Consider the following 13,132-nt stretch of genomic DNA (forward strand, 5'->3'; position numbering starts at 1 on the left):
GGGGCGAGAACGGTATGTGAACAGTCGCACTCCGAGTCCGCTTTGCGCAGTGTCCAGCGGACGTACGACGGCGGACCGCCGTGTGGACTAGCCGGCCGCACGGGCCTCCATGGCGGCGGCGAGACGACCACGCATCGGCTCCAGACGGGCGGTGTCTGCGCCGGGGCACAGCAGCAGCTCGGCCAGATCGCCCTCGGTGTCCGCCAGCTCGTCCCAGGGCGGACACCCCGCCAGGAACGCGTCCAGGAGCTCGGCCGCCCGCCGCCACTCGCCCAGCGCGCAGGCCACCATGGCGAGCTCACCGGTCTCGGCGCGGGTCGGGGTGCCCGGGACCTCGTACGGGTAGAGGCGTTCCGCGGCCCGCCATGCGTCCCGGGCGCGCTCCAGGCCCTCGATGCGGGAGGCCAGCACGGCGTCGTGGAACGCCGCGGTCCCCGGGTCCTCGGCGCGCAGACGCTCCGCCACCCCGGCGGCGGCGGCGAAGTGGCCGGCTGCCCGGTGGGCCTCGGCCAACAGGTGCAGGCCGAGTATCCGGAGCGGCCCGGCACGCTCCGCGGCGGCGAGCGCCTCCAGCGCCTCAGCGGGCCGGCGGAGGTACAGGTACGCCTCCGCGCGGCGGGTGTGCGTCCCGAGGGCGTCGCACTCCAGCTCCAGGCACCGCTCCAGGTAGCCGAGCGCGGCTTCGGGGCGTCCGGTGGTCAGCGCTGCCCGCGCCCGCCGTTCCAGGGCCCAGCCGTACTCGGGGTCGAGGGCGATCGCCCGGTCCAGGTCCCGTACCGCCAGGTCCTGGCGCCCCTCGACCAGGTGCAGCGCGCCCCGGAAGGCGAGGACCCACGCGTCGGACGGCAGCAGTTCGGCGGCCCGGTCGAGGTCGGCCAGCGCCTCCGGGTAGCGGCCGAGGGCGTACAGCGCCTGCCCTCGGCTGCCGACCGCCCACCCGTAGTCGGCCTTGAGCGCGACGGCCCGGTCGAAGTCGACGAGGGCCTCCTCGTTCCGGCCGGTGAGCCTCAGCTCTTCGCCGCGCAGCGCGTACACCCAGCCGTTCGGCGGCTCGACCCGCATGGATCGGTCCATGTCGGCGCGCCCGCCCTCCTCGTCCCCGAGGGCGCGCCGGACCTCGGACCTGCGGATCAGCGCCCAGACGTAGTCGGCGTCCAGCTCGATCGCCCGGTCCAGGTCCGCGAGCGCCTCCGCCGACCGGCCCTGCCCGTGCAGGATCAGGCCCCTGCCGGCGTAGGCCCAGTCGTATTCGGGGTCCAGCTCGATCGCGCGGCCGTACGCCGCCAGCGCCTCGTCGGTGTGGCCCGCCAGCTCGTGCACCACGGCGCGCTCGCCGCACACCCAGGCGTCCTCCGGGCTTACGGCGGTCGCCAGTTCCAGGTCGGCGAGCGCCCCGGCGACGTCCCCGTGCTCACGCCGCACATGCGCACGCCTCACCAGTGCCCACACGTACTCCGGGTCCAGCTCTATCGCCCGGTCGAAGTCGGCCAGCGCCCGCGCGTACCGGCCGCGCTGGTGATGGCACTGGCCTCGGCTGGCGAGGGCCCGGGAGTTGGCCGGGTCCAGCTCGACCGCCCGGTCGAATTCCACGACGGCCTCCTCGAACCGCTCGGCGTGCCGGAGGGTCTCCCCACGCTGCTCGATGATCCATGAGGTATCCGGCTCCAGCGCGTCGGCCCGGTCGAGGTCGGCCAGCGCCCGGCCGTAGTCCTCGGCCGCCCGGTGGGTGAGCCCACGCCCGAAGTAGGCCCGCGCGTTGGCCGGATCGAGGGTGACGGCCCGGTCGTAGTCCGCCATCGACGCCGGGAACTGCTTGGCCCGCCAGTGGTCGTGGCCCCGGACCACCAGCGCCCTCGCCGACCTCTCGCTGTCGAATCCCGCGCGGTCGAGCAGCAGGCCCAGCACCCTGATCGAGCCGCCCTGTTCGTCGGACAGGGCGTCCAGGCAGTCCTGGCCCCACTTCCGCAGTATCTGGGCGTCCGCGTCCTCGCCCGCCTCCGCGACCGTGCGCGCCCACCGGCGGGCCACCGCCTGGCCCTCGTCGCAGGCATCCACGCCGTCCCGCAGGACACCGGGCAACGCGGACTGCGGCTGGGCGCACAGCAGGTGGTAGACCTCCTGGAGGCGCAGCTCGCGCCAGCCCTCGTGCTCCCACAGCTCGTCGGGCTCCACGCCCTGCGCCGCCGCCGCACGCCACCGTGCGAACGCCTCCGCGAGCCGGGTGTGCCGTGCGGTCCAGCGCTGCGGTGAACTGGTGCGCTGGAGTCTGAGCATCGGGGCGCGCACCACGTCGTGGTACTGCGCGCCGCCCCCGCGGTCGGTCACGAACGGCAGCGACCCCAGCCAGCCGAACAGCCCGGCCGCCTCCTCCTCCACGGCCTCGGCGAAGATGTCCTCGTTCAGCCGCCGGGGCAGCGCGCACGCCAGCGCCGCGGCCCGACGCACCGGGTCCTGCTCCCACTTCAGGAACCGGTCCACGGCGGTCGCGCTGGGGGCGTTCACCTCGCCCGGGTTCTCCGCGAGGGTCGAGACGAGCACCGGCAGCCGCCCCGAGAGGCGCAGCACGTCCTGGACCACGGCCTCCTCCACCACCCCTTTCGCGGACAGGAGTTGGCGGGCCTCGGACTCCGTGAAGGGCTCCAGCGGGAGGTCCTCCACGAAGTCGATGTAATCCGCCCAGCAGCGCGGGTCCAGGCGTGGCTGCCCGGCCAGGGTGACGACCGTGTGGGCGGGCAGGGCGCCGTACCGCTCCGTGGTGAGCAGATCGCGGAGCCAGGTGTCGAGGAAGGGGCCGGTCCGCTCGTACGTGTCGAAGAAGAGGGCGATCCACGGCGCGTCGGCGGCGGCCCGCTCCACCTCCGCCACCAGCACGGGGGTGAGGACCTGGAGCGGGTCGAGGACCAGCGCGACGTCCTCCTGTTTACCGAAGCGCGCACTGAGCGCCGCCCGCAACCGGTCGGTGCCCTGCGCCACTTGGGCCGGATCGACGGCCCCGGTGAAAGCGCCGATGCCCGGCACCATGCCGAGACCGACCAGCCCCGCCTGCGCGACGGCCAGGCTGCCCGCCGACGGGGGCGGGTTCCCGGCACAGGCCCCTGCGTCCTGCTGCGGGTCGGGCACCGCCATCGACGCGGACTCCGCCTCGTGGCGGCGCTGGCGGTATGTCGCGAGGAGCCGGTCCAGGGTCTTGAACACGCTTCCCTGCTGCGCGAACTGGGCGCTGATGGCGGCCATCGCCTCGGGCACACTGTTCACGTTCTCGTCGACGTACGCCGTCAGCGCCTCGCGCTCGCGCGCGGTGTGCTCCAGTTCGCGCACCAGTGAGGTCTTGCCGACGCCCGCGTTGCCGTGGACGTGGAAAATGAACCGGTGCCGTTCGTCGTCCGGCGTGGTGCCGAAGTTGGCGCGGTACGAGGCGAGTTCGTCGCGGCGTCCGACGAACCCGGCGCGCCTGCGACGGCGTATCAGCTCCTGCATCGACGGTCGCGCTTGAGTCATGACGAGCAGTCTGACACCGGCGAAAGGGCCCGGGGGCGTATTCCCCCGGGCCCTTTCGCCCACCGCGCTCAGTCGTTGATCGGGATCTTCCGGCTGTCGGACGCCGAATCCGTGGCGGGCGCCGCGGCCTTGGGGAGCGTGCCGCGCTGCGTGATGCCCTTGAGCATCTCGGCGAGGTCGACTCCCGTGGTGGAGTTGAGCAGTTCGATGCCCTGCGCGACGTTGTCCGCGACCGTACGGGACAGCTGGCTCGCGCCGTCCGTGGAGATCACGGTCAGCTTGTCGATGGCGCTCAGCGGCTCGGCCGCCTTGGCGACGACCTGCGGCAGCACCTCGACGAGCATCTGGAGGACGGCGGCGTCGCCGTACTGGGCGAACGCGTCGGCCTTCTTCCGCATCGCCTCGGCCTCCGCCGAGCCCTTCGCCGCGATGGCCGCCGCGTTGGCGTCACCCTCGATCCGTACGGCCGCGGCGAGCGCGGAGCGGTGCAGCTTCTCGCCCTCACCGGTCAGCCGGGACCGCTCGGCGTCGGCCTCGGCCGCCTTGACCTGCGAGACGCGTCGGGCCTCCGCCTCCTGCTCCGCCTGGTAGCGGGCCGCGTCGGCCGGCTTGCGGACCTTCGTGTCCAGCTCGCGGTCGGTCAGCGCCGCCTGGCGCTCGGCGACCTTCTCCTGCTCGGCGAGGACCTCCTGCTGGCGCGCGGCCTCGGCGAGCGGGCCCGCCGCGTTGGCCTGGGCGGCCGCGGCCTCGGTCTCGACGCGGATCTCGGCCTGCTTGAGGTAGTACGTCCGCTCGGCGATGGCGATCTCCTCGGCCGCCTTCAGCCGGGCCTGCTCCGAGGCGCGCTTGGCGATCGCCTCGGCGATGTCGGCCTCCTGCTTGGCGCGGGCGGCCTCGGGCCGGCCCAGGTCCTCCAGGTAGGAGCCCTCGGTGGTGATGTCGTGGATCTGGAACGCGTCGAGCACCAGGCCCTGCCCGGAGAGGCTGGCCTCGGCCTCCTCGGCGACCTGCCCGGCGAACGCGGCCCGGTCGCGGATGATGTCCTCGACCGACATCCGGCCGACGATGGCGCGCAGGGCGCCCGACAGCACTTCCTGGGTGAAGCTGACGATGCTGCCCTGCTGCTGGAGGAATCGCTGGGCCGCCGCCCGGATCGAGTCCTCGCTGCCGCCGACCTTGACGATCGCGACGCCTTCGAGGTTGGCCTTCACCCCGCGCAGCGTGACGGCGCCGCGGACGGCGATCGGGATGTGCCGGCTGGACAGGTCGAGGGTGAACTTCTGCTGGACGAACGGCACGACGAAGACGCCGCCGCCGACGACGACCTTCTGGCCGCTCTGGTCGGTCGAGGTCTTGCCGGTGACCGGGTCGACGGACTTCTTGCCGCGCCGGCCGGTGATGATGAAGGCCTGGCTGGGGCCCGCGACCTTGTAGCGCGTCACTACGGCGAGGGCCAGCAGGGCCAGGAGAACGACGACTCCCGCAACAGCGATGACAACTGGGCTCATGAACATGTCCCCCCTGCCTTCCCGGGGGACGGCAGTTCGAATTGGTCTTATTGGTCAGTCGAATTGATCAGGAAGGGTGGGTCGGGAGGGTGGGTCGGGAGGGTGGGTCGGGAGGGTGGGCCGGCAGGGGCAGGTACGGAGTCAGCGCTCGACCGGCCGGACGGCCACCGAGGTACTCGTCAGGGCCGCCTCCACCCAGATCTCCGCGCCCCGCGCCACTGGCTCCGCGCTCTTCGCCGACAGTTTCACCAGATGGCCGCCGAGCCGCAGCAGTACCTCGCCGTACCCGTCGGCGGGAATGGCCGTCACGACTGACCCGGGGGTTCCGATCAGGTCGTCGCCGCGCGGCGTCGCATCGGTCTGGTCACGCATCAGGGCCCGGCTGAACCGCCAGGCGAGCCAGGCCGTGGCGATGCCCGCCGCCGCGCCGACCCCGGCGGCCACCCCGGTCCCCAGGCCCGTACTGCCCAGCACGATCGCGCTGCCGAAGCCGAACATCGACACGAAGCCGGCGACCACCGGGAGCGACAGCAGGCCGTCGAAGAACCCGTCGAGCACTCCGCCGAAGAGCCCCTCGAAGATGCCGTCGAAGATCAGCGCGAAGGCAAGCAGCGCGATCCCCGCAATGCCGAGACCGAGAAAAACCGTCATCCGCTCACACTCCCCCGTGTTCGCCGATCTCTGGAGCAATCATTGAACAAGAAGGATCGTCTCACGCAGACCGGTCGGAAACATTGCCGGTTTCCGGCAATGTTTAGCGTTCCTCATGCCGCTTCACTCCGACCCCGCAGCCGTCCTCACTCCAGGACGGGCAGCAGCTCCGGAAGGTGACCGTCGGACGCGGCGGCGGACCGCCGGCGCTCCTCGGGCACCTCGCCGTACAGCGTGGTCCGGGCCCGGGACGGGCGCCCGGCCAGGTCCGCGATCGCGACCAGGTCCTGCACCGAGCGGTACGAGCCGTAGCTGGAGCCCGCCATCCGGGAGATGGTCTCCTCCATCAGCGTGCCGCCGAGGTCGTTGGCCCCGGAGCGCAACATCTCCGCCGCGCCCTCCGCACCCAGCTTCACCCAGCTGGTCTGGATGTTGGTGATGTGCGGGTGCAGCAGCAGTCGGGCCATCGCGGTGACGGCCCGGTTGTCGCGGGCCGTCGGGCCCGGCCGAGCGATCCCGGCGAGGTAGACGGGTGCGTTGGTGTGGATGAAGGGCAACGTCACGAACTCCGTGAACCCCGCCACGTTCTTCGCCTCGGCCTCCTGCTGCATCCGCGCCAGCGTGCGGAAGTGACCGAGCCAGTGCCTGGGTTGGTCCACGTGCCCGTACATCATGGTGGAGCTGGAGCGGATGCCCAGCTCGTGCGCCGTCTGCACGACCTCGATCCACGTGGCCGTGGGCAGCTTGCCCTTGGTGAGGATCCAGCGCACCTCGTCGTCGAGGATCTCGGCGGCCGTGCCCGGGATCGAGTCGAGGCCCGCCTCCTGGGCCGCCGACAGCCACTCCCGGATGGACATGCCGGTGCGCGTCGCGCCGTTGACGACCTCCATCGGCGAGAAGGCGTGCACATGCATACCTGGCACGCGCTCCTTGACCGCCCGCGCGATGTCGAAGTACGCCGTGCCGGGCAGGTCGGGGTGGATGCCGCCCTGCATGCACACCTCGACCGCGCCGACGTCCCACGCCTGCTCGGCCCGGTCGGCGACCTGGCTGAGCGAGAGCGTGTACGCGTCGGCGTCGGTGCGCCGCTGCGCGAAGGCGCAGAAACGGCAGCCGGTGTAGCAGACGTTGGTGAAGTTGATGTTGCGCGTGACGATGTACGACACGTCGTCGCCCACCACGTCCCGGCGCAGCTCGTCCGCGATCCGGCACAGCGCGTCGAGCGCGGACCCGTCGGCGTGCAGCAGGGCCAGCGCCTCTTCGTCGGTGAGCTTGGTGGGGTCGGCGGCGGCCTGGGACAGCGCCTGCCGTACGTCGCCGTCGATGCGGGACGGCACCATGCCGGGCACGGCGGCCTCGCGCAGCGCCTCCCAGTCGCCGTACACCTCGTCGAAGTCGTCGCGCCGGTCGCCGGTACGGCCCTCGGTGTCGATGGTGCGATGCAGGTCGGTCCGCCCGGACGCGGTGAACCCCTCGTCGGGCTCCTGCCAGGGCAGCCCGACCGGCTTCGCGTCCGGAAGTGCGAGCCCGGTCTCCGGGTCGGCGAGCGCCCGGACGTGCGGGACGAGCCGGGGGTCGAGCCAGGGCTCGCCGCGCTGGATGAACTCGGGGTAGACCGCGAGGCGTTCCTTCAGCTCGAAGCCCTCGGCGGCGGAGCGCTCGGCCAGCTCCTCGATCTGCGGCCAGGGCCGCTCGGGGTTGACGTGGTCCGGCGTCAGCGGCGAGACGCCGCCCCAGTCGTCGATGCCGGCGCCGATGAGCCGCGCGTACTCCGCGTCCACCAGGTTCGGCGGGGCCTGCAGGCAGCCCGACGGGCCCATGATCAGCCGGGCGACGGCGACCGTGGCGACCAGGTCGTCCAGCTCCGCGTCCGGCATCCCGCGCATCGCCGTGTCCGGCTTGGCGCGGAAGTTTTGGATGATCAGCTCCTGAATGCCGTGGTACGAGCGGGCGACCCGGCGCAGCGCGAACAGCGAGTCCGCGCGCTCCTCGTGGTTCTCCCCGATCCCGATCAACAGCCCGCTGGTGAACGGCACCGAACTGCGCCCGGCGTCCTCAAGCACCCGCAGCCGGACGGCGGGCTCCTTGTCCGGGGAGCCGTAGTGCGGCCCGCCCGGCTCGCTCCACAGCCGCTCGGCGGTGGTCTCCAGCATCATGCCCATGGAGGGCGCGACGGGCTTGAGCCGCTGGAAATCGGTCCAGGACATCACCCCGGGGTTGAGGTGCGGCAGCAGCCCGGTCTCCTCCAGGATGCGGATCGCCATCGCCCGTACGTAGGCGATGGTGTCGTCGTATCCCTCGGCCTCCAGCCACTCCCGCGCCTCGGGCCAGCGGTCCTCGGGCTTGTCCCCGAGGGTGATCAGCGCTTCCTTGCAGCCCATTTCGGCACCGCGTCGCGCGATGTCCAGCACCTCGTCGGGAGACATGAACATCCCGTGACCGGCCCGGCGCAGCTTGCCGGGGACGGTGGCGAAGGTGCAGTAGTGGCACTTGTCACGGCACAGCTTGGTCAGGGGGATGAAGACGCTGCGTGAGTACGTGATGACGCCTGGCCGCCCCGCCGCCGCGAGCCCGGCGTCGCGCACCCGCGCGGCCGAGGCGGAGAGGTCCTTGAGGTCGTCGCCCCGCGCCTGCAGAAGGACGGCGGCCTCGGCGGTATCGAGGGCCACCCCGTCCCGCGCGCGTTTGAGGGCCCGCCGCATGGAATTGGCGGTCGGTCGTCCGGACTCCTGCGGCGCACTCGTGGTCATGCGTCCGAGCATACGAGCGAACATCGCCAGGGGGCACTCACCGGCCGAACAGCCGGGCGCGGAACGACGCGGCTGCACCGGCCTCGTCCGCCCTCACCACAACGGGCAGGCGGACGAGGTCCGGGGTCGCGCGGACTCCGTCCCGCCGGAGCGACCAATGCGGGGTCAGGGCGTGGACATCGAGCTGAAGACCATGACTCCCAGCAGCATCCCGAGGACCAGACCGACCCCCGCGACGATCAGGCCGGTGACCGCCAGCGGCTCGTCCTTGGACTTGGCGATTCCGCCGAACACCAGGCCGAGGATGCCGAAGAGCGGTGGGCAGAAGAACAGCGCGACCACACCGAAAACTATCGCGACGATACTCAATGGGCTTTTCTGCACGTGCGTTGCCTCTCCCCCGATGACCTCGCCGGCGCGGCGCGCCGCCGTTACGACAAGAGGACAAGGTAGCGGCGGCAGGCCGCCCCGAACAGGGGATTACGGAACCTCGGGTCGCGATCAGAGGTATTCGGCGTACGCGTCCAGAGTGCGCAGCACCTCCGGCTCGACGGCCGGAGGCAGTTGGAGTACGACCTCCTCGACGCCCAGCTCCGCGTAGTGCGCCAACTTGCCCGCGCTCGGCAGGACGGCGTACGGCACGATCTGAAGCCCCTCGGGGTCGCGGCCCGCCGCCTCCCAGACCGTGCGCAGCGCCGGCACCGACTCGGTGAGGCCGCGTCCGCCGATCGGCAGCCAGCCGTCCGCGTACTCCGCGATGTGCGCGAACAGCTTCGGCCCGGCGGCGCCACCGACCAGGGTGCGGGGTCCGACCACCGGGCCGCGCGGCTTCTGGGCCGGCTTGGGGTGTGCGTGGCTCGCGCGCACCGACTCGAACTCACCCTCGTACGCGGTCGGTTCGGCCGACCACAGGGCCCTCATCAGCGCCATCCGGTCCCGGCCGAGGTCACGCCTGGTACGCCATTCCACGCCGTGGTCGGCGGCCTCCTCGACGTTCCAGCCGAAGCCGACGCCGAGCGTGAAGCGCCCGCCGGAGAGATGGTCCAGAGTCGCCGCCTGCTTGGCGAGGTCGATGGGGTCGCGCTGGGCGACGAGGGTGATGCCGGTGCCAAGGCCGAGGCGTTCGGTGACGGCGGCGGCCTGGCCGAGGGCGACGAAGGGGTCGAGCGTGCGGCCGTACTCGCGGGGCAGTTCACCGCCCGCCGGGTACGGGGTGTCGCGGGAGACCGGGATGTGGGTGTGCTCGGGCAGATACAGGCCGTCGAACCCGCGCTGCTCCAGCTCACGTGCGAGCCGTACCGGGGTGATCGTCTCGTCGGTGAGGAAGATCGTCGTGGCGATCCGCATGTGCAATCCCCTTTTTCTTGCCCAGCGCTGCGGCTGGTCGGCGGCAAACGTATGTCGTACGGTGCCCTGGGCCGAGCGTTTCGGCCATCCCGGGGGAGGACGAACCGTGCGTATCGCCACCACTCTTCTGCTTGTCGGAGCCCTGCTGGGCGCACCGGCCGTATCCGCGACAGCGATCGCGTCACCGCGCGTCACGACCGCGACCGTGTCGGCCGACGCCGCTCAGGGCGCGGGGTCCGCCGTGCGGACCGTGCACGAGAACAAGACGGCCACCGCGGCCGATTCGACGGTCTCCAAGGACCGCAAGAAGAAGAAAAAGAAGAAGAAGAAGAAGAGCGGCTCTTCGGGTGTGGTGATCGCGCTCGTCCTGGTGATCCTGGTGCTGCTGGTCATCGTGTTCATGGTGACGAAGTCCCGCCGGGGCAAGAGCTAGCAGGGGCGTCCCGGCAAGGCGGAAACAGGACCTCTCAAGCGGACCGACATCCACCGGCCCCCTTCCCTTGCACGGGAGTTCACGGCTCAATACCAGGGTCTCAGTGCGCACCACTGTCCTCTCAACTCCCTGGGAGCCGTCGGCATGACTGAAACCTCCGGACCGAGCGCGGGCAGATCGATCGGTAGGCGTGGACTGTTCGTGACGGGCGCGGCTGCCGCCCTTACGTTGGGAACTGTGAGCTTCGCGAACGCCGCGCCGCCCAGCAGCGGCGAGGAAACCAGTACCGTGCGCGGCACGCTGCCGCCCGGCGCCCCCGACTTCGTGTATCTACCGGTCGAAGTCCCGCGCGGGGTAAGGGAGATAGCCGTCTCGTACGCGTACGAGAGAACGCCCGTGCCGCCCGGCACCCAGGGCAACGCGCTGGACATCGGCGTCTTCGACGAGCGCGGCACCGACCTGGGCGGCCGGGGATTCCGGGGCTGGTCGGGCGGCGCCCGCACGGAGTTCTTCATCCGCGCCGACGACGCGAGCCCCGGCTACATCCGGGGGCCCGTGCGCGCCGGCACCTGGAACATCGCGCTGGGCCCGTACACGGTCGCGCCCGAGGGGCTGCCGTACGTCGTCACCATCACCCTGCGGTACGGCGCGCCCGGCCGGACCCCCGAGGGGGTCTACCCGCCCGAGCGGGCCAAGGGGCGGGGCCGGGCCTGGTACCGGGGTGACTGCCATCTGCACTCCGTGCACTCCGACGGTGCGCGCACGCCCGCCGAGATCGCCGGCGCGGCCCGTGCCGCGGGGCTCGACTTCATCAACTCCAGCGACCACAACACGCATTCGGCGCACCGCGCCTGGGACGGGCTGTGGGGCGACGACCTGCTGATCCTGACCGGCGAGGAGGTCACCACCCGCAACGGCCATGTACTGGCGGTCTCCGTGGAGCCGGGCACCTTCATCGACTGGCGCTACCGGGCCCGCGACAACCGTTTCGGCCACTACGCCCGGGAGATCCGCCGCGCGGGCGGCCTCGTCGTCCCGGCCCACCCGCACGCCACCTGCATCGGCTGCCACTGGAAGTTCGGCTTCGGCGAGGCGGACGCGGTGGAGGTGTGGAACGGGCCGTACACCCCCGAGGACGAGATCTCGCTGGCCTCCTGGGACAACGCCCTGGTCGCCTCGGCCCGTTCGGGCCACGCCTGGACCCCGGCGATGGGCAACAGCGACGCGCATCGGGCGCCGCAGGCGATCGGGCTCCCGCAGACCGTCGTACTCGCCGACGATCTGACGCGGGAGGCGATCCTCGACGGCATCCGGGCCGGCCACAGCTACGTCGCGGAGTCCTCGGCGGTGTCCGTGAGCTTCTCGGCCGCGAGCGGGCGCGGCGGGCACGCGGGCATCGGCGAGCGCCTGCGGGCCGACTCCGACTCCCCGGTCACGATCCGCCTGGAGGTCACCGGGGCGCCCGGCTGCACCACGCACTTCGTCACCGACCAGGGCACGCTCCACACCACGACGCTCCCGGCGTCCGGGACGGGCACGGTGGAGTGGCGCACGACGCCTTCGTACGCGACGTACGTACGGGCGGAGGTCCGGCATCCGGCGACGGTCCCGGGGCTCCCTGGGGCGCTGGCGGCCATGACGAATCCGGTGTTCCTGGGGTCGGGCCGGGGGAACTGAGCCACGGATCCGGCGGACGGTGGGCCGGCCCGCCGGGCCCGGCGGCGTGGCTGACCTCTGGGTACGGTGGTGAGGCGCCGCGCCACGAGGCCGGCGCGCGCCCGACCCCCTCCGCCGAAATGCCCGGCTGCTCATGATGATCTTCATTGCCGTCAAGTTCACCGTCCGCCCCGACCGCGCGGACGACTGGCTCACGTTGGTCGACGACTTCACGCGGGCCACCCGCGCCGAGGCGGGCAACCTCTTCTACGCGTGGTCGCGCAGCGTGGACGACCCCAACCAGTTCGTGCTGATCGAGGCGTTCGCCGACGCGGCAGCGGGCGAGCGCCACGTGAAGTCGGACCATTTCAAGGCGGGTATCGAGTCGATGGCCGACGCCGTCGCCCGTACGCCGGAGATCATCAATGTCGAGATCCCCGGTCAGGACGGCTGGTCGGCCATGACCGAACTCACCCCTCGCACACCTGCATAAGAAACAAGGACCGGCTCAAGCATCTGCCTTGGGCTGGGGCGGGGCCTGCGAAGGTGACCTGCTCGTGGAATCGCGCAGCTGCTCGTTCATGCGCAGGGCCTCTTCGAGCTGGTCTTCCAGGATGACGATGCGGCAGGCCGCATCGACCGGGGTGCCCCCGTCGACGAGCTCGCGGGCGCGGGCGGCGATACGCAGCTGGTAGCGGGAGTATCGGCGGTGGCCGCCCTCCGAGCGCAACGGGGTGATGAGCCGTGCCTCACCGATGGCGCGCAGAAAAGCGGGGGTCGTGCCGAGCATCTCGGCGGCCCGGCCCATGGTGTAGGCGGGGTAGTCGTCGTCGTCGAAACGTGCTTGCGGACTGGAGTGTTTTTCTACGGTCACTGCCACCTCGTCAACCTGGTCCTCCAACTGCCTGACTGAACGCATCGAGGGACCCTGGCGCCGCATGGCACCAGGGTCCCGAGGAATCAACACCATCTACCGGCTAATGCTGCGCCGGTCCTTTGTTTCCGCGTCTTCGCCCAGCTGGACGGGGATGCGGGGATCGCGAATGCGTAACCGGGGACCACCTTCCAATCCGGGGCCTGCGGTACCCGAGCGGACTGCTCGTCGCTCGGGCGATCCTGATGGCGTCTGCCTCCTTGCTCCTGCTCCTGATCAACAATCTGTCGTACTGCTGGAACTGCGGGACTGCTCGCGGCCCCTGTGAGCCGCCGGCCCGGCAACCAGCGCCAGGACCCCTGCATGCGTCCGGCCCTGCCACTCCACTGCCGTGCCACAATCCGCCCCTGTGGGC

Annotated in this window: 10 protein-coding genes; 3 read left to right on the top strand and 7 right to left on the bottom strand. The window is 71.6% G+C overall.

Annotated elements, in window-relative coordinates:
- Positions 1–87 precede the first annotated feature (87 nt).
- From ACLLJJ_RS14750 to ACLLJJ_RS14775, 6 genes are all read right to left on the bottom strand, one after another.
- Positions 88–3,498: a tetratricopeptide repeat protein gene (locus tag ACLLJJ_RS14750; RefSeq protein WP_434590949.1), complete on the bottom strand. Its 3,411-nt coding sequence runs from the start codon at positions 3,496–3,498 to the stop codon at positions 88–90.
- Positions 3,499–3,566: 68 nt separating this feature from the next.
- Complete coding sequence (locus tag ACLLJJ_RS14755) at positions 3,567–5,006, bottom strand: flotillin family protein (RefSeq protein ID WP_434590952.1); 1,440 nt, start codon at positions 5,004–5,006, stop codon at positions 3,567–3,569.
- 141 nt (positions 5,007–5,147) lie between these two features.
- Positions 5,148–5,657: a hypothetical protein gene (locus ACLLJJ_RS14760; protein ID WP_434590954.1), complete on the bottom strand. Its 510-nt coding sequence runs from the start codon at positions 5,655–5,657 to the stop codon at positions 5,148–5,150.
- Between the two features lie 146 nt (positions 5,658–5,803).
- Entirely contained in the window at positions 5,804–8,419 is a 2,616-nt protein-coding gene (locus tag ACLLJJ_RS14765; RefSeq protein ID WP_434590957.1) for a bifunctional FO biosynthesis protein CofGH, read from the bottom strand.
- Positions 8,420–8,572: 153 nt separating this feature from the next.
- Complete coding sequence (locus ACLLJJ_RS14770; protein ID WP_434590962.1) at positions 8,573–8,776, bottom strand: hypothetical protein; 204 nt, start codon at positions 8,774–8,776, stop codon at positions 8,573–8,575.
- A 132-nt stretch (positions 8,777–8,908) separates the two neighbouring features.
- Complete coding sequence (locus ACLLJJ_RS14775) at positions 8,909–9,754, bottom strand: LLM class F420-dependent oxidoreductase (RefSeq protein WP_434590964.1); 846 nt, start codon at positions 9,752–9,754, stop codon at positions 8,909–8,911.
- Between the two features lie 106 nt (positions 9,755–9,860).
- On the opposite strand from ACLLJJ_RS14775, the gene ACLLJJ_RS14780 reads away from it, so the two are divergent.
- The 3 genes from ACLLJJ_RS14780 (at position 9,861) to ACLLJJ_RS14790 (ending at position 12,336) form a co-directional block, all read left to right on the top strand.
- Positions 9,861–10,187, top strand: a complete 327-nt coding sequence (locus ACLLJJ_RS14780) for a hypothetical protein (RefSeq protein WP_434590965.1) — start codon at positions 9,861–9,863, stop codon at positions 10,185–10,187.
- Between the two features lie 144 nt (positions 10,188–10,331).
- The gene (locus ACLLJJ_RS14785) at positions 10,332–11,864 is read left to right on the top strand and encodes a CehA/McbA family metallohydrolase (protein ID WP_434590967.1); all 1,533 of its coding nucleotides are present in this window, start codon (positions 10,332–10,334) and stop codon (positions 11,862–11,864) included.
- 136 nt (positions 11,865–12,000) lie between these two features.
- Positions 12,001–12,336, top strand: a complete 336-nt coding sequence (locus tag ACLLJJ_RS14790; protein WP_434600421.1) for a putative quinol monooxygenase — start codon at positions 12,001–12,003, stop codon at positions 12,334–12,336.
- Between the two features lie 15 nt (positions 12,337–12,351).
- Here ACLLJJ_RS14790 and ACLLJJ_RS14795 read toward each other — a convergent pair whose 3' ends face one another.
- Positions 12,352–12,762 carry a MerR family transcriptional regulator gene (locus ACLLJJ_RS14795; protein ID WP_434590969.1) on the bottom strand — a complete coding sequence of 137 codons (411 nt, stop codon included), beginning with the start codon at positions 12,760–12,762 and terminating at the stop codon, positions 12,352–12,354.
- Positions 12,763–13,132: the final 370 nt, after the last annotated feature.

It is taken from the genome of Streptomyces sp. A5-4, from assembly GCF_051131715.1.
In the GTDB taxonomy this organism is placed as follows: Bacteria; Actinomycetota; Actinomycetes; order Streptomycetales; family Streptomycetaceae; genus Streptomyces.